We start from the raw sequence: 23,026 nt of genomic DNA, 5'->3' as shown, positions 1-23,026 counted from the left end.
AATACTTTAATTAACAACAGGAGGATTTACTACTCATGAGAGCGCCACTGAATGTATATAGCAAAAAAAGAAAGAAAATAAGAGTACGAGTTGCAATGATTGTCCTAATAACGTTAATCCCTACATTTCTTACTGGTTTTATTGTAGGAAAGTCGTATGCTGCCAATGAAAAGAGCTTACAACAAAAAGCACCTGAAATCGTAGAACCTTCAATCAGTCCAAGCAAAGAACAAAAAAAATTAGAGGAAGAGTCTTTAGGGCATTCAGGTTCTGAAGCTAACAAAAATACAAAAACAGATTCGACAGATGAAGTAGAGATCCCACTCAACCAAGAGAAGGAAAAAAACGAAGAACTAGCTAAAACAGAAGAAGAACCTGTAGGCAAAGTTGTCTATTTAACATTTGACGATGGGCCTAGTAATCTAACAGACCAATTTCTAGATATCTTACACGAGCAAGGTGTCAAAGCGACCTTTTTCATGCAGGGAAGTAACTTGAAAAAAGAGCATCTTCAAGAAAGTGTCAAGCGTGCAACACAAGATGGGCATTACATCGGTGGCCATAGCATGACACATGAATTCAACAGATTATATAAAGACAATCAGTTTGTACCCGAGATGAATGAAACCTTAGCATTAATTCATGAGATTACAGGTATGAACCCAACTTTAGTTCGTCCTCCTTATGGTTCCGCACCAGGTTTAAAGAGCGAACAGATTCGAAACCAAATTGTAGATGCAGGCCTGAAAGTTTGGGATTGGACAATTGACTCCAATGACTGGAAGTTAAAAGATAATCCTAATGTAATTATAGAAAATATTAAAAACGCTACAAACTCTGACAGAGAAGTTGTGCTGATGCACGAAAAACCACAAACGTTGGCGGCACTCCCCGCGATCATTGAATTTTACAAAAACCTAGGATATAAGTTTGTCGTATATGATGAAGCGAATCATTTCTACCTAAATTTTCAAAATGATGTTCGTCTGTAATCTTATCTAAGGGTGTTAGAGAGTTGATTTAATCGAGTAGGAGGGAGTGATTAACTCCCGACCTCTCACACCACCGTACGTACCGTTCGGTATACGGCGGTTCAATTAAGATTGATGACGCAAAACTTCATAACGTGATGATAAACTTTTGAGCCCTTGATTATTCCAGTAGGAATTATCAAGAGCTCTATGTAATATCGGACTGCTAGAGACCCTCCAGTAACTTTTCCGTGTGTTCCCCCACTCATAAGCCTTTCCTTTCGGAATGCCTAATCCAGTAAGTTTTCTCACTTTGGTTTTAGGTAATTTCCAAGCTTTCCACATGCACATTCGGAGTCTTCTTCGAATCCATGAATCAAAGTTCCTGAAGACGCTTGGCGTATCTGCCAATGCGAAGTAACCGCACCAACCCATTAGGTATTGATTTAGTTTCTGAATTCGATACGCCAATGGGTAAGGTTTCTTCCTTGATGTAATTTCACGGATTTTATTCTTCATTCGCTGCATACTTTCTTTAGCGATTCGAACCTTTGGTTCTTTGTTAGAAGTGAAACTAAATCCGAGGAATTTCCTCTTCCAAGGTCGGTCAACGGCCGACTTATCTAGATTAACTTTCAACTTAAGCTTCTTCTCTATAAATGAAGTTACTGAATTCATGACACGGTTTCCTGCCTTCTTTGTTTTCACATAGATATTACAGTCATCAGCGTAACGAACAAACTTGTGGCCTCTTTTCTCCAATTCAGTATCCAGTTCATCAAGGACAATATTAGATAAGAGAGGACTAAGCGGACCACCTTGCGGTGTTCCTTCTTCGCTAGCTGATACAATACCGTTAATCATAATCCCAGACTTTAAATATTTACGGATTAACTTAAGTAGATGTTTGTCTTGAATTCGTTTCGCAAGCGCCCCCATAAGCCTGTCATGGTTCACTTTATCGAAGAATTTCTCCAAGTCTATATCAACTACCCATCGATTGCCTTCCGTTAGATAACCTTTTGCTTTTCTAACCGCATCATGGGCACTCCGTTTCGGACGGAAGCCATAACTATGGTCTGAGAACGTCGGATCATAGACAGAAGTTAATATTTGGGCAATCGCTTGTTGAATGAAACGATCCATCACAGTCGGGATTCCTAATAAACGCACACCGCCGTCAGGTTTCGGGATTTCGACTCTGCGGACAGGTTGTGGTTCATAGTCACCCTTAAGAAGCTCCATCTTAATGGATTCCCAGTGATTTACGATATGCGTTCGTAGGTTTTGCACGCGCATTTCATCGACACCGTGACTTCCTTTATTCCGTTCCACCCTTTTCAGGGCAAAAAGCAGATTTTCCTTTGACAGGATTCGTTCCATCAACATTCGTTATGCCTCTTTCCGTGAACAAAGTTTCTTCTTATGCCAGTTCTACTCCACCATCTTGAAGTCCCCCATGGAATTCACCACTTCCTCCATCAAGTATGCCTTATCGGTTATCTGTGTTCTTCGCAGTTTACTGAATGCCAAGATTTTGTTCTCTCTTAATTGTTCAGCCCTTCCCATTCTTCTCGAGTTTGAATGGTACTACGGCCTCTGCTGACTTCTGATTGTTCAGCTATCCATCACTAGATAGGTTACCAAGGGTACTTGGCGTATCAATCAGACCTCCCCAGGTAAGAACGTAATCTTTCCCTCCACCTATCTGCTTCATTTACTCCGTACAACCTTCGGTAGAAAGGGCTTTGTTTTGTTTTGCAAACTCACCCAATTGTACTTAGCCTTATATGAAGTTCGTGTTCCTCAGACCGGAGGTTTGCCGCTCGCTTCCTTCAGATTCCACGTCACCATGGACACCCTTGCGTTAAGCTAACTGTTACTTCTACCTTCACAGTTCGGGACTTGCACCCTATAGATTACGCCCATGCTGGGCGCACAAAAATACCACTAATTTGTGAGAATTAGTGGTAATTCAATTTGTCTTTTTCTCGAATACTTTTACAATCATTTGGATGAGTACATCTCGGTTGGGTTCGCTTAGCTTCTCCCCCGTTCAAAAAGCCGTCAATCATTTCATACCCTCTAAAATACTCTTCCATTTAGATTTATCATAGAAAATCCATGTCGATCTTATATCAAATAAAATCCAATTGCCATTATGATATAGGCAGCAAATAAAATGAGTCCTTCAAACCAATTGGATTCTCCATCATTTGTTAAATTTATGACAAGAAGTGTTGCAGTAATCATGGCAACTAGCTCTGGAATTGTAAATACTAAAGCCATCGATGTCGGCATGAATAAAGAGACGAGCACTAAAACGGGTGCAACGAACATTGCCACTTGTAATGTTGATCCTACAGCAATTTCTACAGACACATCTATTTTATTTTTCATTGCTAATGTAATGGCAGAAACATGTTCCGCTGCGTTACCAACAATTGCTACGATGATTACACCGATGAAGAGTTCGGACCATCCGAATTTCTCACCGATGACTTCAAATGTCTGAACGAGTTGTTCCGAAACAAAGGTAACCGCTACAGTAGCCAGTAAAAGAACGAGGATTGATTTTTTCTTTGTCCACTCTGGGATTTCTTCTTCCTCCCCTTCACTATCAGAAGCTGAAAAAATCCCTCGATGTGTCACAAGCTTGAAAAATAAACCCGCAAGATAAATTACTATTAAAATAATCGAAACTCCAACACTTAAATACACTGTATTCCTTTCGTCCATCGACATTGAAAAAACTTCAGGAATGACAAACGCAAGAATTACAGCAAATATAAGAAGCCCTGAATTGTATCGTGAATCATGCAAACTGAAATTCTGGCGTTTAAATTTAATGCCACCCGCGAAAAAAGACAAACCTAACACAAGCAATAGATTTCCTAATACGGATCCCGTTAGTGACGCCAACACGATTCCAACTAAGCCCGCTTGCAATGCGAAAATAGAGATGATTAATTCAACTGCATTTCCAAAAGTCGCATTTAGCAGCCCACCGATTCTGGGTCCGCTAACGATTGCCAAACTTTCCGTCGCCCTTCCGATATATCCAGAAAGCGCAATAATACTTATACAAGCAAGTACAAACATTAGTAGAGCTGACCAATTTAAATAGGCACCAATCAACACTAGGGGAACCCCAGTAAAAACAAGAACAGCAAATAGATGATTCATCAAAACACCTCTTTGGGCAATTAAGCTTTTCTTACTAGCTTTCCCGTTTCCAAGAGATGCAAACGTAAAAATACGAAGAACGCTGTTCAGTAATTGATATGTAAAAGAAGCAAATTGGTAGTTAACGTATCCGTATTAGTTTTCCTTTTTCCAATTCATAAATTGACGAACAAATTGCCTTTACAATATCTAAATCATGCGAAATGAATAAGATTGTCATCTTAGAACGCTTTTGGTAATTCACCAACAGTTGGATCAATTCTTTTTGATTAATGCGATCTAGATTGGAGACGATTTCATCACAAATTAAAACTGTCGGGTTCATTAATAATGCACGGAGCAAATTGACACGTTGTTTTTCCCCACCACTCAGTTGCGAGGGATATTTAGCAAGAATACTAGGAGATAAGTTCATGCTCTTTAACATCTCCAACTGTTCCAAACCCCATTTTTCTTTCTTCGAAGTGAGCACTTCTTCCAAAACTGTCTGTACTCGCCAACTTGGGTTTAATGCTGCAGTTGCATTTTGAAAAACGATATGGATTTTTTTATAATACGCATTGTTAGGGATTTCTTGAATCGGCTTTTCATCCAAATAGATTGTCCCACTTGTTGGTTCTTCTAATTTCAGTAGAAGGCGAGATAACGTACTTTTCCCACTACCACTCCTTCCAATCAACCCCGTGATTTCACCTTCTTCTAGCTTCATATCAATTCCTTCTAATACAATGTTTTTTCCACTTTTTTCATCGAAAGTTTTCACTACATTTCTTACTTCAATTGGTGTCATTCCATCACTCCATCTAGTCGAAAGCTGCTTTCTAACAAACGCTTCGTATATGTATGAGTTGGATTTTCCAACACCGACTCTAAGCTTCCACTTTCAACAACTGTTCCTTCTAACATCACACTTACTTGGTGCGCAACTGCTTTCACTACATCAATATCATGTGTAACGAGAAGAATTGTCGTTCCTAAACTGCGGTTCATTTCTTTAAAGAGTGCGATTAGCTCCTGTTGGTTTTTATAATCCAAACCAGATGTTGGTTCATCCGCGATTATAAGAGACGGTTTTCTATAGAGCGCACACGCAATCATACTACGCTGCAGCATCCCACCAGATAGTTCAAAGGGAAATTTTGTAAGGATATCTGGATGTAATTGAAGATCCATTAAAATCGGTGTTATCTTTTTAATAAATGCCCCATATCTAATCAAACTGTTAGCCTCCGAAAGTGTAAATAACTGTTTGCCTAGGCGAACCGAAGGATTGAAACTATTAAACGCATCTTGAAAAATGAAAAAGACATCGGTTCTCCGAAACTGCATTAATTGTTCCGAAGACATTTTCAACAGATTCTTGTCTTGAAACAATATCTCCCCTGTCACCTCCATATTTTCTGGCAACATTCCAGTTACAGCAAGTAAAGTAAGACTCTTTCCACTGCCACTTTCTCCAATTAACGTTGTTATTTTTCCAGCTTCCACAGAAAACGTACTTCTTTCTACAAGCTTCTGTTCAGCTGAATGAATGGATACATCTTTGATATGTAGCATTAGATGAGTCTCCTTTCCTTAGTACTGATTGATCCGCCAATAAAGTGGATCGCCATCACTGTAAATACAATGAAGAGTCCTGGAAAAATCCCAATCCACCATGCACCTGCTCCAAAATCACTTTGAGCGTGATACAACATATTTCCCCACGACGGAATTGCGGGTGGAACACCGATTCCAAGAAAACTTAATGAGACTTCTATAAAAATTGCTCCAGCAAAATTAAATAAAGTGATAACAAATACAGCGTGGATACTATTTCGTAACAGATGATCGAAAAGAATCTTCCAAACAGGTGTCCCAATCATTTTGGCAACTTGTACAAATTCTAGATCTTTTAACTTTAAAAATTCGGTTCGAATGATGCGCGCAGTTGTATACCAACTTGTTAGTCCGATAATGAGTAAGATGCTCCATATATTCCCTTGCATAAAAGCCTGAAAAACTAAAATCACTAAAAGCGATGGAATAGTTAATAAAACTTCCAATAATCGCATCAAAAATGTATCCAATTTCCCACCATAATACCCACTAATTCCTCCATAAACCAACCCGATAACTAAAGAGAGAACTGTCGAAAAAACGGCAACAGTGAGCGTTACTTTTCCACCTTCTAAAAGACGTGTTAAAACATCTCTTCCTAAATGATCCGTTCCAAGTAAATGGCTGTTACTCGGAGCCTCATAAACCGGGTCCATATTCATCCCATTCGGTTCGTAAGGGGTTAGAAATGAGGCGAATATCGTCATGAGGAAAATACAAACTAAAAAGCTCGACCAAACGAGTAGCTTTCTTTGTTTTTTCACCGATACCCCTCTTTTCTAAGCTTAGGATTAATAAAGTAGAGAATACAATCTGCTATGAATAATGTAACGACTACAAAAAGTCCCATTGCCATTACACCGCCCATAAGCAGCGGGAAATCCTTACTCATGACCGATTTAACAAGCATTTGGCCCAGTCCTGACCATGAAAACAGGGATTCAATAATGATAGAGCCTCCAATAAACGAAGGTATCGTCATAGCAAGATAACTAATATACGGACTGAGTGCATTCTTTAATACACCTCGTTCGATAAGTTTATCTTCCACCCCATTTGCTCTCGCTACAAGGACGTAGTATTTATCATTTTCTGCCAGCACACTATCTTGCAAAAAACGAGCATACAAGCCAACATGCGAGAGTACGATTACTGAAACAGGCAATACTAAATAAGGTAACCGATCTATAAATCCATTGTTTCCACCAATGCTACTCATTCCTGAAGACGGCAGGATTCCAAGTGTTAATGTAAAAAGCCAAATCAATAACAGCCCTAACCAAAAGGCTGGGATTGAGGAACTAACAACACTTGAAACAGCAATGAATTTGGATAGAAAGGTGTTTGGTTTCATTCCAGCCTTTAGACCAAGTGGCAAGGATATACTAACGATCAAAACCAATGAAATCGCAACGAGAAGTACTGTATTTGGCACTCTCTCAGTCAGTATTTCCGTAACGGGACGATTTTCTTTTGATGAAAAACCAAAGTTCATCTTCGCTACTTCCTGCAACCAACCACTATATCGTTCGATCATCGGTCGATCTAAGGAAAATGTATCATTTATGCGCTCGATTTCGGCTGCTGTCAACGTTTGACTATTGCCACCATAATAAGAAGCTGCAAGATGTCCTGGTGCTTTATCCAATAGAAAAAAAGAAAAAAAGCTCACAACGATGAGCACTAAAGTACCCATCGCCATTCGCTTTATGATCCACTTACCGGCCATTCCACTTCCACTCCTCGACATTCCATAAGAATCCAGACCCATGATGACCTAACGTACGCTCTTTTACGCCATCGATATCTTTGTGGATGCCGTACACTGCATCTAAGTATGCGATGAAGATGAATGGAGGATCTTCTGCAAGTTCAACTTGAAATTGTTCATAGATTGCTTGCCGTTCGTCCTCATTTACTGTCTTTCTTCCACTTACTAAATATTCGTCTACATCTGAATTGGAATAACTTCCAAAATTATAACCCGAACTCTTTAAACTTGCCTGATCGGTATGAAACAAACTATACGTATGATGATCGGCATCGTATGGACTTCCCCACCCGATCATGAAAGCATCTGTCTCCTCAATTTCGATTGCACTCCAATCGAGTGCAGCAACCTTCACATCTGCACCAATCACTTTAAAGCTTTCTGCTAGATAATTCGCCATATTCACACGAACTTCATCTGTAATTGGAGAGGTGATTGTAAAAGCAAGCTTGTCCGTTCCTTTGTATCTAAATCCATCTTCTCCTACAATCCATCCTGCATTGTCCAAGAGTTCAATCGCTTTGTCTACATCATATTCATATGTTTCAACTTCCGATCTGCTATAGACATGTTTTTGCAATGGAGAATAGGCTACTTCCCCGAATCCAAACAAAATTCCTTTTACAATACTCTCTCGGTCTGTCGCAAAACTGAAAGCTTTTCGTACATGAACATCTTGAAACAATTCGTTTTGCATATTAAACATGACCCCGCGATAATCTGCAGAATCGACATCATAAAGTGCAACTGTTTCTGAATCCGTTAGTGAAGCAACTTGAGACGGTTCAAGTAAAGCGATATCCACTTCACCTGTTTTCAGCTGAATCGCACGCATTGTGCTATCTTCCACAAATTTAAAGACGACTTGTTCAATGGAAGGTGTCGTTCCATAAAAATCTGGAAAAGCTTTTAGAGATATGTAATTCCCACTACTCCAATCATCGAATTGATACGGTCCTGCACCAATTGGGTGACGGTTAAAAGTAGATTCGCGCATACGATCTCCTTCAAACACATGTTTAGGTAAAATCGGAACTGTCATTTTATCAAGTAGCGGTGTAAACGGATAATTTAATGAGACGATGACTTTCGAATCTGACGTTGCCTCAATTGTTTGAATCGCTAAAAAGTCCGACTTCAAATAAGACGCATTTTCATCATCTAAAATACTTTCAATCGTAAATACGACGTCATCCGCACGCAGTGGTTCTCCGTCATGGAACAGAATGTCTTCTTTTAACGTGAACGTATACGTCAATAAATCGTCCGATATCGTTACTTCTTGTGCAATGTCTGTTTGTGCACGATTTTGTTCATCAAAACGCATTAATCCCCTAAATAAAAGAGCATCTACATTGGTTTCTTCGAGTAAAGGATTTAAACCCGCAAACTCTTCTTCCGACGCATAGACCAAGCGGTTAAGCTTCTCTTTAAGTGCATCTTGAAGAGAACCGTCCGTTTTGGCGTTCGTACACGCACTTAATAAGAGGAGCAAAACGAGGGGAATCCAGCTGTATGTTTTAAATTTCATCAGTTCAAATCCTTTTCTAAAGCGTTCAATGCATCATGTTAATTGTTCTGAAAACAATGCAAATACCCGTTTCAACTCTTCTTGCATTTCCCATTGGTCAACACTTAAAAATCGACAGTGAATTGCATTATCATCAAGGCGAGTAGCACCAAATTTAATGTTCGTATTGTTTATAACCGATTGTTGAATTTCTCGTAAATCGAGTTTGTGAACATTCGGAGAAACGATCCAAATCGAGCCGATGTACTGTGCGTTCTCTAACATTCCAAGCGCTTGTAAGTTCATTTCCTTTGGCTTAAATGCCAAGGAATCGAGTGCGAGTAAAGCATCATCTACCCGTAGTGAAAATCGAGATCGAAAGCTTTCAAAGTCGAAAATCTCGCCCCTTTTCTCACGTCCCGGTGCGATTATTTCTGCCCATATTATCGTCGAGGAAGAACGCATATTTATCGATGTCGTCATCTCAAAATTTGCATCGCCAAAAGGGATAATAACTTCAGGCATCCACTCCAACCGAGCTTCTTCTTCTATATTCACATCAATCGTCTGTATACACATTTTTCCGTTAGTTGAAGGGTAAATTTTCAGTGCGGATTGTTGAATCATTTTTACATTCGAGTCCTGCCCGAGTTCTAGCTCGATCTTATTGCGATCGCCCGCAACCATACCGCCTGAAGATTCCATTATATACACAATTGCCTGCTCTTTGGATCCATCCGTTAAGACACGACTCGCCTTTAATGGAGGCTGTTGAAAAACGAAAGGCATTTTTGTCATGCCTCTCCTCTTTTCAAATTTCAGCTGGAGCACGCCGTGGTGTACGTAACGTCCTGCTTCATTAACTACCACTTTGTGTCATACCTTCGAGCAATAGATTGTGTTGAATCCACTCTACGATTTTATCTACGTTTTTCTGCGTACGCACATCCGCAAAAATATACGGTCGTCCACCACGCATTTTTTCAACGTCCTTATGCATAATGTCAAGATCTACACCTACATGTGGAGCTAAGTCCGTTTTATTAATTAACAATAAATCAGAACGTGTTAATGCAGGGCCGCCTTTACGAGGAATATCCTGCCCTTCAGCTACATCAATTACATAAATATATGCATCTACTAATTCCGGACTAAAAGTAGCCGATAAGTTATCTCCGCCACTTTCAATAAAGATAATATCTAGATCATCAAAACGTTCATTTAACTCATCTATTGCTGTAAAATTCATCGATGCGTCTTCACGAATCGCGGTATGTGGGCAACCACCCGTTTCAACACCAATAATCTGATTCTCTTCCAAAACACCATTTTGAATTAAATACTGTGCATCTTCACGCGTATAAATATCGTTTGTGATAACCGCTACTTTATAATCCTTATACATTACTTTCGTCAGTTGATCGACTAAGGATGTCTTACCAGATCCTACTGGACCACCTATTCCTAAACGTACTGGTTTCATACTATTCCTCCTAAAATCTACGAAATAAATAATCTTGAGTATAAATATTCATGCTTCATGGAAGCCAACTCAACACTTAACGCGTTGTTGGCAATATCTTTTTCTGTTAGACTGTAAACAATTTTCGCAGTGTCAACAATGCTTCCCAATAACTCATGCAAGACTTGCACACCTGTATTTTGTCCGAAAGGTACGGCACGAACCGCATTTTGAATCAACCCGTTAATCGTAGAATACAAATACATCGTCACAGCTTGATTGCAATCCACCTCATTAAGTGCACAGTAAATGCCGAATACGACGGCATAATGTCCTTTGGCTTCACCATTCTTAATCATCAGTTGCCAATCCGTTATAAGAGGGAACTCATTTAACGGAGAAACCGTTCGCAAAAACTGTTTTCCAACATTAATGCTTGCATCTCGTGACTCTTTTGCTAACTTAATCGCACCACAAAGCTCGTCTAATGAAAGTAGCTTTTCAAGGTTCCCTTCTTTAGCAGCTTTGTAGGCCTCTTGAATGAGTATTGCATCCCCATAAGCAAGGTTATGAACAAGAAACGATTGACAATATTCAATCAAACTTTCTTTCGAGTGAATCAAATCTTCTTGAATAAACGTCTCCATTCCATAAGATTGCGTATACGTACCGATTGGAAACGCTGAATCATGGATTTGCATCAAGTGTAAAAATCCGGTATTAATGTGCATGTCCACGGTATTTAAATGGTTGTTTGAATCGCTTTTCTGTCGTTTCAAATGCAACACCCACTTCTGTTAGCAACGGTTCTAACGTATGGTCAGCGCGAACAATAATTTCGTTCCCTTCAATAAGGGAAGGCGTGTGACGATTTCCTAGCTCGAATGCTGCTTTTCCCATCTCCGCCATATCTTTTGGCTTAATGACAATAACAGGCTCCATTTTTGTTCTGATCGCAATGATCTTTTCTTCATCTTCAAATAGCACATCGCCGTATTGCAATGGCTCTTCTTGGTCGATACGAAGTGCAATATCAGTCTTCTCAGTCGTTTGCGTGCGGAAAATTCGTTTACTTAACTGTTCCCAATCAAGTTCCACCCATTCAATCCGTTTTGTAGCCTTTTCTTCTTGTCCGTTAATATTGCCTAGTATTTTTTCAACGATCATTCAAGAAAAACTCCTCTCTCATTTTGTTTCCACTATTCCACTTATTAAAAGAGGAAGTAGCGCTGTGCCATTGGCAACACACTAAATGGTTCACAAGTGGCAAGTTCCCCGTCCAATTTCACTTCATACGTTTCAGGGTTCACATCGATTTCAGGCATTTCTTTATTTAATTTCATATCGCTTTTCGAAATGTTTCTACAGTTTTTAACCGTACCAATCATTTTTTTCAGGTTTAATTTCTCAGGTAACCCTTCTTCGATAGCGATTTTCGGTAAAAAGGTCATACCCACATTTTGTGGTCCTTGACCATGAAAACCATACGTTCTTCTGCCCATCATAGGTTGTGGTGTTGGAATCGAAGCGTTCGGATCTCCAGTTTGTGCGTAAACCGCAATCCCCGCTTTAATAACGACTTCTGACTTTACACCAAAAAATGCAGGTTCCCATAAAATAATATCCGCTAGTTTTCCTTCTTCTAACGAACCAACTTCATGTGAAATTCCTTGGGCTATTGCTGGATTAATTGTATATTTTGCAATATACCTTTTCACGCGGAAATTATCATGTTCTTTTCCTTCATCTTGAGGTAAAGAACCACGCTGTAATTTCATTTTATGAGCAGTCTGCCACGTCCTCATTGCAACTTCTCCAACACGACCCATCGCTTGAGAATCTGATGACATAATACTTAAGACACCTAAGTCTTGCATAATATCTTCTGCTGCAATTGTTTCAGGTCGAATCCTTGAGTCTGCAAATGCAACATCCTCTGCGACATCATGTTTTAAGTGGTGACAAACCATCAGCATGTCCAAATGCTCATCAATCGTATTGACCGTAAACGGTTTCGTAGGATTCGTTGATGCAGGCAAGACGTTCGGATAACTAGCCATTTTCAACTGATCCGGAGCATGTCCACCGCCCGCACCTTCTGTATGAAATACGTGGATAACTCGGCCGTCTATTGCTTCAATTGTTTCTTCGACAAAACCAGCTTCATTTAACGTATCGGAGTGAAGTGCTATTTGAACATCATATTCATCCGCTACGTTTAAACTTTGGTGCAGTGCAGCCGGTGTCGCACCCCAGTCTTCATGAATTTTCAAACCAATCGCACCGGCTTTAATCTGTTCAACAAGTGGCTCAGGAATGGATGCACTCCCTTTTCCAAATAAACCAATATTCATAGGAATGTCCTCGATTGCTTGCAACATACGATGCAAATGCCATTTTCCTGGCGTTACCGTCGTTGCTTTTGAGCCTGCCGCTGGTCCCGTTCCTCCGCCTACAAAGGTCGTAGTTCCTGCGCTAAGTGCAACATCGACTTGGTCTGGACTTATAAAGTGAATGTGCGTATCAATTGCACCCGCTGTTGCAATCAAACCTTCCCCCGCATACACTTCTGTTCCTACACCGATAATCATTCCTTGACCGACACCGTCCATTGTATTTGGATTTCCTGCTTTTCCAATACCAGCGATACGACCGTCTTTGATTCCGATATCAGCTTTTACAATCCCCGTATAATCAATGATCATGACGTTTGTAATTACTGTATCCAACACACCTTCATCCGATGTATTCTGTCCATTTTGACCCATCGATACACGAAGTGATTTTCCGCCACCAAAAACGCCCTCATCACCGTATGTGGCATAGTCCTTTTCAATTTCAATCCAAAGTTCTGTATCGGCTAATCGTATTTGATCGCCAACTGTTGGACCGAACATTTTCCCGTATTGTTCATTCGTTACTTTCATTCGAATCCGCCCCTTTAAATTTCCGGTCTTTCGCTTTTTCAATAATTTCTTCTTTTTTATGAGTCGATCCTTCAGTAAGTTGATTTAAACCAAAAACATGTTGCTTACCGCCAAATACTACTAACTCAACCTTTTTTTCTTCTCCAGGTTCAAACCGTACTGCTGTACCTGATGGGATATTCAAATGCATCCCGACAGCTTTTTCTCGGTTAAACTGTAAATGTTTGTTTACTTCAATGAAATGAAAGTGGGAACCCACTTGAATTGGTCGGTCACCTGTATTCGATACTTTGATTGATAAAACAGGGCGCCCAACATTAATTTCTATCGTTTTATTTGCAGGTCGTATCTCTCCTGGTATCAAATTTATTACCTCCTTCTTATTGTATTGGTTCATGAACGGTTACAAGTTTTGTGCCATCTGGGAATGTACACTCAATCTGTACGTCTGAAATCATTTCTGCGACGCCTTCTATTACATCTTCAACTTTAAGTAATTGCTTGCCTTCGCTCATTAGCTGTGCGACTGTTTTTCCGTCCCGTGCACCTTCCATTATGTAATGGCAAATATAAGCAACAGATTCGGGGTAATTCAATAGAACACCACGTGCTTTTCTTTTAATTGCTAATTCACCAGCAACATGTAACAATAACTTTTCTTGCTCGACTGGAGACAACTTCATTAGGTCTCACCTCCTTTAAAAATTGATAATGCTTTTTAATTTTGACCAAATCGTCTTACTTTAAAGTATTCAAAAAAACTGTATTCATAATAGTATACCCTTTTAAAGTATTCAATTAACTTAATTATTAATTGGCTCAACAAAAAAGCACCTAAATTGGCTTCTTTTCAATCTATTCAGTTGTATTTAAATCATAGTTATTTTTTTGCATGAGCATGCAGTTTTTGGTGAGTGTAAAGTAAAAATTTTGTGCCCTGGAGTAAGTTAGGGTTTTAGGAGATTCGTAGTTATTCTATTATAGAATAACGATGGACTTATATCAAGTTATACAAATACAAATAATTCGTCAACTTATATTTGTTCATTTAGATTTGAAATGTTGGACGGCTTGGTGTCCCTGAAATTCGAACTTTGAATATGCTATTGTAAGGATTGTGTTTTGTTATTAATTAGTATGGTATTCCTTGCAACAACATTGATCTTTTAATTCCTTCGTAAATCTACTTTTTTGATCCATTGCTAAGCAGCCTTTCGCCCAATTCAAACGTCAGTTTACCCTGTCCTATGTATATTCTGTAAAGAGTGAAAATTTAAGTATTATTGAAAAGGTGAATGAATGAGTTCCTATTTGATTATGAATTACTGCGATTCCAATTTAAAAAGGTATAAAAAAGATGCCTGTATGACATTGATTTCAATGTTTTACAGGCACTTTTATTGGTAGTAAGAAGTTATTTCGAATCTTTACTTAGTTCTAGTGCTTCCATTAATAACCATACAGCAATCTAATGCTTATGCTTTCTGAACAACGATTTCATCTTCAACTACATCAACGTTTACTGCGCCAACAAACTCTTCTTCTAATAGAAGGTCTGTTAATGGATCTTCGATTTTATCTTGGATGACGCGACGAAGTGGTCGAGCACCAAAACGTTTGTCGTATCCCAATTTAACCAATGCTTCTTTTGCTTGTTGAGTAATCGTTATGTCAATTTCATTTTCTTTGATAGTTTCTTGTAAATCATTCAACATCAAGTCTACGATTTCAAGTAAGTTCTCTTCAGATAATTCATTGAATGACACAATCGCATCGAAACGGTTTAAGAACTCTGGTTTAAAGTAGTCGCCTAATGTTTCGAGCATCGTAACGGAATCATGTTCTGTTCGATTAAAGCCTACATTTATTTTCTTCTCACCCGTACCAGCGTTACTCGTCATTATGATAACGGAATCTTTAAAGCTAACTGTTCGGCCGTGGGAATCCGTTAAGCGACCGTCTTCCATAATTTGCAGGAACATGTTTTGTACATCTGGATGCGCTTTTTCTATTTCATCGAGCAACAGAATCGAATACGGATTGCGACGAATTTGTTCCGTTAATTGTCCAGCTTCCTCGTGTCCAACATAACCTGGAGGTGAACCGATAATTTTAGATACGGCATGCTTCTCCATGTATTCACTCATGTCTAGACGAATTAGGGCATCACGTGAACCGAATAATTCTTCGGACAACACTTTTGTAAGTTCTGTTTTCCCTACGCCCGTTGGTCCAACAAACAAGAACGATCCGATTGGGCGGTCTTTCGATTTCAGACCCGCTCGGCTTCGGCGGATTGCTTTTGCAATCTTGTCGACTGCTTCACCTTGACCTATGACTTTATCGCCAAGGTTTTCAGCAAGTCCTTTCATCTTCGCTTGTTCTGCAGCTTGTAATTTCGTTACAGGAATCCCCGTTTTCTCTTCTACAATTTGCTCAATTTCAGAAATCGATACGTTTGTATAATCGACTTCTCCGTTTTCTTTTGCTGCGTCTAATTGTTCTTGAAGCTTAATTTCTTCGTATCGTAAATTAGCTGCTGTCTCATAATCTTCTGTTTCAGCCGCTTGCTCTTTTTGTTGAATTATTTCTTCCAAACGAGTTGTTAACGCAACAGAATCGTTAGAGGATTGCGCAAGGTTTAAGCGAGACCCTACTTCATCCATCAAATCGATTGCTTTATCCGGTAAGTAACGATCTTGAATGTAACGCTGTGACAATGTTACGAATGCTTGCACCGCTTCATCCGAATAGCGCACTTCATGGAAGTTTTCATAGCGGTCTTTAATACCGTTTAGTATTTGAACCGCATCTTCTGCAGATGGTTCTTTAACGATAATTGGCTGGAAGCGTCGCTCAAGTGCTGCATCCTTTTCAATTTGTCGGTATTCTTTCAATGTTGTTGCACCGATTAGTTGTAGACTTCCCCTTGCCAATGCAGGTTTTAGAATATTCCCGGCATCCATTTGAGAACCTTCAGTTTTACCTGCCCCAACGAGCAAGTGAATCTCATCTACGAATAACAAAACATCTTTTCGTGTTTCCAATTCAGCGATCAGCTGTTTCATACGCTCTTCAAACTGCCCACGTATTCCTGTATCTGAAACGAGTGAGGCGACATCGAGCACATACACTTGTTTATTCAACATTTTAGCAGGTACATCACCTTCATGAATCTTCACAGCTAGTCCTTCAGCAAGCGCAGTTTTACCCACACCTGGTTCTCCGATTAGCACCGGATTGTTTTTAGTTCTTCTATTTAACGTTTCGATTACACGTTTAAGTTCTGAATCGCGTCCGATGACAGGGTCAATTAATCCTTCTTTTGCATCATTTGATATGTTTCTTCCGAGCTCATCTAGTATACTTGGTTCATTTGTTTCCTGAACTTGTTTTGTATGTGTTTGTGCGGAATTCCCGCCACTTGCTTGGTTTGCTTGTCCAGTTCCTTGATTGAACATCGACATATTCCCTGTACTTAACTGGGACCTCACTTCCTGAAAACACTTCGTACAAAGTTGCATTTGTACTCCTTGGTTATTCATTTGAAAACGTAAACTCATTTTTGCTTCATTTACTCCACAACTTTGACATCTCATAGTTCGTTCCCCCTTTTGAATTTTGATGAAGGGCAATTCCCTTCTGACTTTGACTATCTTTAACCTTAACTTAATTGTACACTGACCATCTTTGACATTCAAGAATTCTGCTTAAGTTCTCTCAGCTTTATTAATAGAATACAAAAAAACTACCTGCGCATGAATCACGATGCACTGGTAGTTTTATTCAATTGGCTATTGAGCTAGCTTAAAACGACGATAACGGTTAACAATCATCAATACAATTCCGCTTGCTACAACTATAGAACCAAATACGAATAGGTAAAATAGTGTTGTCGGCATGGCGGCCGTCCCTGATCCGACCGCTGTTAAACTACTGCTTGCAACCAAACCATTTGTCATAACTTGAACCGTCGTGTTATTTTCACCTTCTGCTGTAAATGTGAACGTAAATTCCGATGCCTGTCCTTGAAAATCATTTCCGAGATCTTCTGGAAAGCGCACCGTGATGTCTAGATTTTCATTGCTACCACTAGTTAGTTCTCTTTCTAAGAATGAGTTAAACTCAGTTAACTTACCTGAATACAATTCCAATTCATCAACTTTTATTTCCAACAATAACTCATTGTACAACTTTTTCTCTCCATTGTTTTGCAACTTAATTCCGTAAACAAAATCTTGGCTTCCCAAATTGTTGACGGTAATTGTCCGAGGAGCCCAATCACCGGGTTTCATATTGCTTATATCAAATAAAGTATCTTTTGGTGAAATACTAATATCAAGTTCCTTCTTATCCGCATCGCTTTCACCATCTGCAAAAACGGTCGTTGTGGGAATAAAAAATAATAGATATAAAATGAATAGAAACGACAGCACTTGAAATGATTTGTTCATTAACTAATGCCTCCCTGTAAATCTGTAGAAATTGATTCAGGTAGAACTTTTCCCGCCATCATCATCCATTACTTCTACTTGTTTCTTTAGAGGCAACTCGATTACAGATAGTACTCTCCATATCGTTACTGCAGAGTAGAGTAGAAGTAGAAAACCCGGTATCAGAAGCAAAAATGCGCCGTTTTTTGATTGAGAAAAGTTAACAAAGTAGCCTACATTAGGCAAAGTAAAACCTGAATACTCCGCAACCACGTTTTGAGCCATCACCGGATTCATATCTGCCGCGTTGTTATTATCCCCTTTTGTACGGTAAAGAACCGAATCCCCACTACCCGAAACCTCAGTAACCCTATGAGTAATCAGTATTTCCTCTTCCATAAATGTGATGACATCGCCTTCTTTAAAGCTATTTTTATCTATATCTGTTTTTACCGCGATAATCGAGCCCGTTTGGATTCCCGGTTCCATCGATCCCGACAAAACCGTTTTTATTTGGTATCCGAAAAGCTGTGGCTCTCCTCCAGAAGCTTTTGTGATGACTACTAAGGAAGCTACAGTAATTAACAGAACCATCAGTATGCCTGTAAGAATATTATTTAACCATTTCATAACTTTTTTCGTTTTAGACGTCTTTCTTTTTCTTTCTCTCATATCTATCACCTTCCACCCTTATTTTTGATCCGATATAACTATAAATTTCTAAACTTTTTATTGATCAGTAGTATTTTCTATACTTGTTTCTAATTCGAGAATCTCACTTGGTACCTTCTTTTCTTGAGGTTCAATGTTAGTTCCTCCGTTCTTATCTGGTTGTTCTTGAATTTCTTTCTTTAGTTGCTTATCTTTAGATTTACTATTTTCACTTTCTGGTTTATCTTCAGTGACTTGCTCAGGCTGATTGTCGTTTAGATACAGATCTTTACTTTCTTCTTTTTCTGCCTGTTTGTCTTTGTTTTCTAATGTACCTAGTTCTTTGTCAACGCTAACTGCTTCCTCTTCAGTATCCATCTCTGTACCTAATTCGTTGTCATCCTTAGATTGGTTATTCTTACATTCTTCATCACAGCCGTCCACATCTATATTTTCACTTTCATTGTCGTCATTAATTTCACCTTTGATTTCACAGTCAAGTTCGGTATTTTCAGTTGAAACCTCTTCCCCCTTCTCTTCCTCGCATAGTTCATCAATCACTTTTGGCAATTCCCAAGTGCCCGCAGTGATTGTTTGAGAGACTTTAGTCTGACTGGTGAAATATGCGGATGTGTCAGAGGTCAAATAACTGACTCCAAAGACAGCCAAATAACAAATGAGCGCGATTTTTAAGTTAAAAATAAGGGCCCGATTGTTTTGCTTGTATCTGCGTCCACTCTTTTTCCTCAATACAATCACGTCCTTCATTTTCATTAAAGATAATTAAATATATTTCTCACAACACAAGTAGATTTATGTGTTGAAAAATATATTTAATGAAAAATATTTCGTTCTGATAATTAAAATGAAGGAGGAGAAGGTTTCTCCTCCCGGGAAACAGGATATTATTGTCGTCTATCTTCCCCTGCTGTTTGTTTTGCATCAAATGTCCAATTAAGCTTTAAAGAATCACCTTGAAAGATATTTTGATCTTGCCCATTATCAACGAATTCAAATTTAACTATCATAGTGTCTGACGTACCCGCTAATAGTCCACTAGGCTCCCCACCCCAGCGTTCTCCTATTAAGTCTCTCTCAGTAACATCTTTTGTACTCAAGTCCTTTAAAGTTGTTTCATGGACAACTTTTGTTCCTTTATCAATATTCCTAAGGAACTTAATTTTAATGTGTTCACCAAAATCATCACCTGCATTATTCTCACCGTTATCAATTACTTCATAAGTTGATGTCAACAATATTTTAGAAACATCTAGGCTACCAGTATTATTAAGATAGAATGTGCGCGCCATTGTATCGCCTGGTTTTAGATTTCCAACATCGATAATTGCATTGTTTGTATCGTTACCTTGAATATTTATATCCAATGTTCCAGCTGCAAAACTGCTATTATTCACTTCTACATCATTAAAATAAGCATAAGTCCCTCCACCAATCATACTTACTGCTAATGCTCCTGTTGCGATACTCATTGCTAGTTTCTTTTTTAGACTCATTTTTAATTTCCTCCTATGATTTGTATTCGTTTGACCTCAATGTTACTTGTCTTGCTGATTCCAACTTTATTCAATTATCGTTTCTGAGTTTACAATTTTGGATAAAGTAAACTTGGTGCATTCCCATTTTCATAGGTCGCCAGTTGTATTTATAGCTTTCAAGGTTTCACTTTAAGCCTGGCATGGATTCTTATTCTTCTAAGGGAAGTTACTAACGTATTTCGTATTTCGTCTACGTCATGCTTTCACTTCCTATTAGCTGAAAAAATGTTGAATGATTTCATGCGTCCTTAATCTCCATTTCCAAATGTAAGCGTCATCTTTAGGCCTTATGTCTCCTCCCTTACCTTTCTTTTTATCCACTATGAAACTGGAACTACAAACAGTATACCCAGTGCACTAAGTTTCCTCTCACCTCTTAAGGATACTTTTTCATAGATTAGTACTACACTTAAGAGTGATTTTGTTGGTATACTTTAGTGCCATACAATAAGTTTCCTCCATATATAGTTCGTCACAGTGATAAATTATCACTACCGTTTTACTTAACAAACCTTCACTTACTTTTCCATTTAAGAAATAAATTGAGTAGCATGCACCGGTTTATTTCGCCTTTCCGAAAGACTAAAGTGTACCGATTTTCAGGAATTGCTTCAGTTTATTTGGTTATTTAACGCATTAAAAAGGGCTGTCACAGAATTTCAGTTTTCACTGACTTTCTGGACATCCCCTTTAGTAGCTTCTTGTTCATTCCTGATAAGAACACTACAAGAACCCATTCATAACTTATGCGCAAAACTTATGCTTCACTTTTTTCTTCCTGAGTTTTAATTAAATCATCTAAGCTTCCCTTTATTTCATCGTAAGTACTCGCTGAACATAAACGTTGTAAAGGCCGTAATGAAATTGACTTTTGCATCATGTCCTGTTGATCTAGCACTTCTGTTGATAGAATATAAAACTCCCATTGATTAATAAGTAAAGGATTTACTTTCTCTCTACTTTTTTCTTTGAGTAAACAAAAGATATAAAAATATCAGCAAAACGACGTTTTTCTTTTTCATATTCATTACCTACTCCGGTCCAAGCATATTTGGGTGCTATGCCAAAAACAGGTTTACTTGGAGTGAATTGTTTCCATGACTGAATAAACGCTGACGATTTTACTTCAATAGTGTAGCCCTTATATTGTATATCTGCATTATCCCATTCAACTCTTGGTTGCTCCAGTGCATCTAATGCACTCCCAACTAAAAACTCGGCATAGATACCGCGCGAAGTATTATCTAAAATCGAGGAATGTCCCCATCTCCAATAATCTAAAATGGTCTTTTCCGTCCCTTGAATTTTTTCGTCTTCCGATAAGAACTTTTCTACCATGATATCCTTCCTTTTCATATACCTAAATCCGTGATAAGGTTAATCAATATTCAGATAACTCTTCAACGTAAATAAAAAGACCACGCAATGCGATTAACATTACGTGATCTCTTACAAAAAAATGATTCTTATTGCTTCAAAGCGCCACTTGGCTCAGGTATAGCGGTGATATCTAAGGCATTCAATTTACAGAAGTGCTCCAGGAACGTTTGCATTTCTTGGATATCAGCTTCGTCAGTTTTCATAGCCATGATGTCTTTTAAGATTTGTGCCGTCCAAACGTTGTCAAAGTAACGATATTTACCTGAATTCCATGATGTACGGTCAGGATAGTTCTGATTGATATAGTAATTCCAGAAGAGCATTTGATCTGCTTCTTCCTCTGTTAACTGAATTCTATACGTTTCATCAGATGGGACCATTCCATCTTCACCGATCTCGCCAGAGAAGAATTCATTGACCAGGTAGAGTCCAAGAATACGTCTTTCTGTTTCTTCTTGATCGGCTGCGCGCGCAGTCAAAACACCTACACTGTTCATTCGCAAACGAGCTACCCGATTTGGTTGCCCTTCGTTTTTACCACTTTGAACGGTTCCAGTAGAAACCTGCCAATCGGTAAATACATTTTGTTGCTCTTCTTCATCCAGCCAGAATACGATTTGAGAGCTTTCATGAATCTTGTGGTTCTTCATGCGATCCACACGCAACTGTTCAAGTATTCTATTTTGTCTTTCTTCTTCACGTTGCTTTTCAAGAATTTCTTCTTTTTCTTTCCTTTTCAAAAAGTATTTCTTCAATGATTTTGCAGCAGTTTGGTTATTAAGTGTGATGAATTTTTCGAAAGCATCAGGATATACAAACTTTTTAATACCTTCATCAAAATGGATGGTAATAATTGAATCCTCATGTTCCACAATATTACCTTCACCAAACACTTTATGGGTTATTTCTTCATTAACTAAATTCACTAGCCCACTCTCCCTATCTACAAATTTGGATGTTCACTTTTCAAATAAGCGTATTTTCAAGAAGTTCATTTGACCAAAAAAAAATGCTGACTCTTTTCGACTATAAAAAACGTAATCAATTCCTTTCCCAAAGAAATTGTGCACGACAATCGAATGTTGACTCCATCAGTGTTATAAATATATAATACCATATAATACGAAAAAATGCAACTTTGCTCTTGACAATGGATATTTGACTATCGTATAATACCATGTTCTTTAATGAGTTTCTATTTCCGCGAGGGAAAAAGTGAGGTAAATTAGGCTTTGTAGTACTCCCGAAATCTTGATGTTCATGTATTATTAATTAAAAGCAGCTATGTGGTGTTCTCAGCTAAACCATCAAACTCTAGTTAGTATTGCCCCATAATGATGATTTCAATCTTCCACGAAATGGATCACACTATTAATTCCTTAGAGTAGCCCTTCATTCAAAACTTTTTTCTATACAATTTATGTATGTTTCGTAACTGAATCAATTTCATAATTGACGATTTTAAAAATAAACAGAATAGCCCCTTGAAGATTTGTTGGTTTTTTAAAAATAAATAAACAATTTTATTAAGCAGTTTGTAACGATTCTTGCTCGATAGCGACCTTAATTCGATCCGTGGC

22 protein-coding genes are annotated in these 23,026 nt (G+C 38.5%); 1 reads left to right on the top strand and 21 read right to left on the bottom strand.

Annotation, left to right across the window (positions count from 1 at the left end):
- The first annotated feature begins 35 nt into the window (after positions 1–35).
- On the top strand, positions 36–992 hold the full coding sequence (locus tag ACXYMX_RS14100; protein ID WP_459044890.1) for a polysaccharide deacetylase family protein: 957 nt from the start codon (positions 36–38) through the stop codon (positions 990–992).
- A gap of 105 nt (positions 993–1,097) precedes the next feature.
- Here ACXYMX_RS14100 and ltrA read toward each other — a convergent pair whose 3' ends face one another.
- The 21 genes from ltrA to ACXYMX_RS13995 all read right to left on the bottom strand — a co-directional run bounded on the left by ltrA (position 1,098) and on the right by ACXYMX_RS13995 (position 22,372).
- Positions 1,098–2,360 (bottom strand): group II intron reverse transcriptase/maturase, encoded by a 1,263-nt coding sequence (gene ltrA, locus ACXYMX_RS14095; RefSeq protein ID WP_459044889.1) that lies wholly within the window; start codon positions 2,358–2,360, stop codon positions 1,098–1,100.
- 744 nt (positions 2,361–3,104) lie between these two features.
- A complete protein-coding gene (cax, locus tag ACXYMX_RS14090; RefSeq protein ID WP_459044888.1) occupies positions 3,105–4,157 on the bottom strand; it encodes a calcium/proton exchanger in 1,053 nt (350 codons plus the stop codon).
- A gap of 121 nt (positions 4,158–4,278) precedes the next feature.
- Positions 4,279–4,947: an ABC transporter ATP-binding protein gene (locus ACXYMX_RS14085; RefSeq protein WP_459044887.1), complete on the bottom strand. Its 669-nt coding sequence runs from the start codon at positions 4,945–4,947 to the stop codon at positions 4,279–4,281.
- On the bottom strand, positions 4,944–5,714 hold the full coding sequence (locus ACXYMX_RS14080; protein ID WP_459044886.1) for an ATP-binding cassette domain-containing protein: 771 nt from the start codon (positions 5,712–5,714) through the stop codon (positions 4,944–4,946). Before ACXYMX_RS14080 ends, ACXYMX_RS14085 begins: the two co-directional genes overlap by 4 nt.
- Positions 5,714–6,520 carry an ABC transporter permease gene (locus ACXYMX_RS14075; RefSeq protein ID WP_459044885.1) on the bottom strand — a complete coding sequence of 269 codons (807 nt, stop codon included), beginning with the start codon at positions 6,518–6,520 and terminating at the stop codon, positions 5,714–5,716. Before ACXYMX_RS14075 ends, ACXYMX_RS14080 begins: the two co-directional genes overlap by 1 nt.
- Positions 6,517–7,485, bottom strand: coding sequence for an ABC transporter permease (locus ACXYMX_RS14070; RefSeq protein ID WP_459044884.1), 969 nt, complete (start codon positions 7,483–7,485; stop codon positions 6,517–6,519). Before ACXYMX_RS14070 ends, ACXYMX_RS14075 begins: the two co-directional genes overlap by 4 nt.
- Entirely contained in the window at positions 7,475–9,058 is a 1,584-nt protein-coding gene (locus ACXYMX_RS14065; protein ID WP_459044883.1) for an ABC transporter substrate-binding protein, read from the bottom strand. Before ACXYMX_RS14065 ends, ACXYMX_RS14070 begins: the two co-directional genes overlap by 11 nt.
- A gap of 33 nt (positions 9,059–9,091) precedes the next feature.
- Positions 9,092–9,835, bottom strand: coding sequence for an urease accessory protein UreD (locus tag ACXYMX_RS14060; protein WP_459044882.1), 744 nt, complete (start codon positions 9,833–9,835; stop codon positions 9,092–9,094).
- Positions 9,836–9,896: 61 nt separating this feature from the next.
- Positions 9,897–10,520: an urease accessory protein UreG gene (gene ureG, locus ACXYMX_RS14055; RefSeq protein ID WP_459044881.1), complete on the bottom strand. Its 624-nt coding sequence runs from the start codon at positions 10,518–10,520 to the stop codon at positions 9,897–9,899.
- A 17-nt stretch (positions 10,521–10,537) separates the two neighbouring features.
- Positions 10,538–11,278: an urease accessory protein UreF gene (locus ACXYMX_RS14050; protein WP_459044880.1), complete on the bottom strand. Its 741-nt coding sequence runs from the start codon at positions 11,276–11,278 to the stop codon at positions 10,538–10,540.
- Positions 11,220–11,666 carry an urease accessory protein UreE gene (locus ACXYMX_RS14045; RefSeq protein ID WP_459044879.1) on the bottom strand — a complete coding sequence of 149 codons (447 nt, stop codon included), beginning with the start codon at positions 11,664–11,666 and terminating at the stop codon, positions 11,220–11,222. Before ACXYMX_RS14045 ends, ACXYMX_RS14050 begins: the two co-directional genes overlap by 59 nt.
- Positions 11,667–11,710: 44 nt before the next feature.
- On the bottom strand, positions 11,711–13,426 hold the full coding sequence (gene ureC, locus ACXYMX_RS14040; protein WP_459044878.1) for an urease subunit alpha: 1,716 nt from the start codon (positions 13,424–13,426) through the stop codon (positions 11,711–11,713).
- Complete coding sequence (gene ureB, locus ACXYMX_RS14035) at positions 13,410–13,790, bottom strand: urease subunit beta (RefSeq protein WP_459044877.1); 381 nt, start codon at positions 13,788–13,790, stop codon at positions 13,410–13,412. Before ureB ends, ureC begins: the two co-directional genes overlap by 17 nt.
- A 16-nt stretch (positions 13,791–13,806) precedes the next feature.
- Positions 13,807–14,109, bottom strand: a complete 303-nt coding sequence (gene ureA / locus ACXYMX_RS14030) for an urease subunit gamma (protein ID WP_459044876.1) — start codon at positions 14,107–14,109, stop codon at positions 13,807–13,809.
- Positions 14,110–14,901: 792 nt separating this feature from the next.
- Entirely contained in the window at positions 14,902–17,025 is a 2,124-nt protein-coding gene (locus ACXYMX_RS14025) for an ATP-dependent Clp protease ATP-binding subunit (RefSeq protein ID WP_459044875.1), read from the bottom strand.
- 195 nt (positions 17,026–17,220) lie between these two features.
- Complete coding sequence (locus ACXYMX_RS14020) at positions 17,221–17,880, bottom strand: hypothetical protein (RefSeq protein WP_459044874.1); 660 nt, start codon at positions 17,878–17,880, stop codon at positions 17,221–17,223.
- Positions 17,881–17,916: 36 nt separating this feature from the next.
- Complete coding sequence (gene sipW / locus ACXYMX_RS14015; RefSeq protein ID WP_459044873.1) at positions 17,917–18,531, bottom strand: signal peptidase I SipW; 615 nt, start codon at positions 18,529–18,531, stop codon at positions 17,917–17,919.
- A gap of 57 nt (positions 18,532–18,588) precedes the next feature.
- Positions 18,589–19,260, bottom strand: coding sequence for a SipW-dependent-type signal peptide-containing protein (locus tag ACXYMX_RS14010; RefSeq protein ID WP_459044872.1), 672 nt, complete (start codon positions 19,258–19,260; stop codon positions 18,589–18,591).
- A 155-nt stretch (positions 19,261–19,415) separates the two neighbouring features.
- Positions 19,416–20,024, bottom strand: a complete 609-nt coding sequence (locus ACXYMX_RS14005; RefSeq protein WP_459044871.1) for a TasA family protein — start codon at positions 20,022–20,024, stop codon at positions 19,416–19,418.
- Between the two features lie 987 nt (positions 20,025–21,011).
- A complete protein-coding gene (locus ACXYMX_RS14000; RefSeq protein ID WP_459044870.1) occupies positions 21,012–21,404 on the bottom strand; it encodes a hypothetical protein in 393 nt (130 codons plus the stop codon).
- 128 nt (positions 21,405–21,532) lie between these two features.
- Entirely contained in the window at positions 21,533–22,372 is an 840-nt protein-coding gene (locus ACXYMX_RS13995; protein ID WP_459044869.1) for a malate synthase, read from the bottom strand.
- Positions 22,373–23,026: the final 654 nt, after the last annotated feature.

This window comes from Sporosarcina sp. CAU 1771 (assembly GCF_054482775.1).
Note: the sequence above shows the minus strand (reverse complement) of the source record. Positions and strands in the feature narration are given on the sequence as shown.

Excerpts from the sequence above, each read along its gene's own strand:
- ACXYMX_RS14100 (WP_459044890.1), top strand. The coding sequence starts at position 36 with ATGAGAGCGCCACTGAATGTATATAGCAAAAAAAGAAAGAAAATAAGA.
- ltrA (WP_459044889.1), bottom strand. The coding sequence starts at position 2,360 with ATGTTGATGGAACGAATCCTGTCAAAGGAAAATCTGCTTTTTGCCCTG.
- cax (WP_459044888.1), bottom strand. The coding sequence starts at position 4,157 with ATGAATCATCTATTTGCTGTTCTTGTTTTTACTGGGGTTCCCCTAGTG.
- ACXYMX_RS14085 (WP_459044887.1), bottom strand. The coding sequence starts at position 4,947 with ATGACACCAATTGAAGTAAGAAATGTAGTGAAAACTTTCGATGAAAAA.
- ACXYMX_RS14080 (WP_459044886.1), bottom strand. The coding sequence starts at position 5,714 with ATGCTACATATCAAAGATGTATCCATTCATTCAGCTGAACAGAAGCTT.
- ACXYMX_RS14070 (WP_459044884.1), bottom strand. The coding sequence starts at position 7,485 with ATGGCCGGTAAGTGGATCATAAAGCGAATGGCGATGGGTACTTTAGTG.
- ACXYMX_RS14065 (WP_459044883.1), bottom strand. The coding sequence starts at position 9,058 with ATGAAATTTAAAACATACAGCTGGATTCCCCTCGTTTTGCTCCTCTTA.
- ACXYMX_RS14060 (WP_459044882.1), bottom strand. The coding sequence starts at position 9,835 with ATGACAAAAATGCCTTTCGTTTTTCAACAGCCTCCATTAAAGGCGAGT.
- ureG (WP_459044881.1), bottom strand. The coding sequence starts at position 10,520 with ATGAAACCAGTACGTTTAGGAATAGGTGGTCCAGTAGGATCTGGTAAG.
- ACXYMX_RS14045 (WP_459044879.1), bottom strand. The coding sequence starts at position 11,666 with ATGATCGTTGAAAAAATACTAGGCAATATTAACGGACAAGAAGAAAAG.
- ureC (WP_459044878.1), bottom strand. The coding sequence starts at position 13,426 with ATGAAAGTAACGAATGAACAATACGGGAAAATGTTCGGTCCAACAGTT.
- ureA (WP_459044876.1), bottom strand. The coding sequence starts at position 14,109 with ATGAAGTTGTCTCCAGTCGAGCAAGAAAAGTTATTGTTACATGTTGCT.
- ACXYMX_RS14025 (WP_459044875.1), bottom strand. The coding sequence starts at position 17,025 with ATGAGATGTCAAAGTTGTGGAGTAAATGAAGCAAAAATGAGTTTACGT.
- ACXYMX_RS14020 (WP_459044874.1), bottom strand. The coding sequence starts at position 17,880 with ATGAACAAATCATTTCAAGTGCTGTCGTTTCTATTCATTTTATATCTA.
- sipW (WP_459044873.1), bottom strand. The coding sequence starts at position 18,531 with ATGAGAGAAAGAAAAAGAAAGACGTCTAAAACGAAAAAAGTTATGAAA.
- ACXYMX_RS14005 (WP_459044871.1), bottom strand. The coding sequence starts at position 20,024 with ATGAGTCTAAAAAAGAAACTAGCAATGAGTATCGCAACAGGAGCATTA.
- ACXYMX_RS14000 (WP_459044870.1), bottom strand. The coding sequence starts at position 21,404 with ATGGTAGAAAAGTTCTTATCGGAAGACGAAAAAATTCAAGGGACGGAA.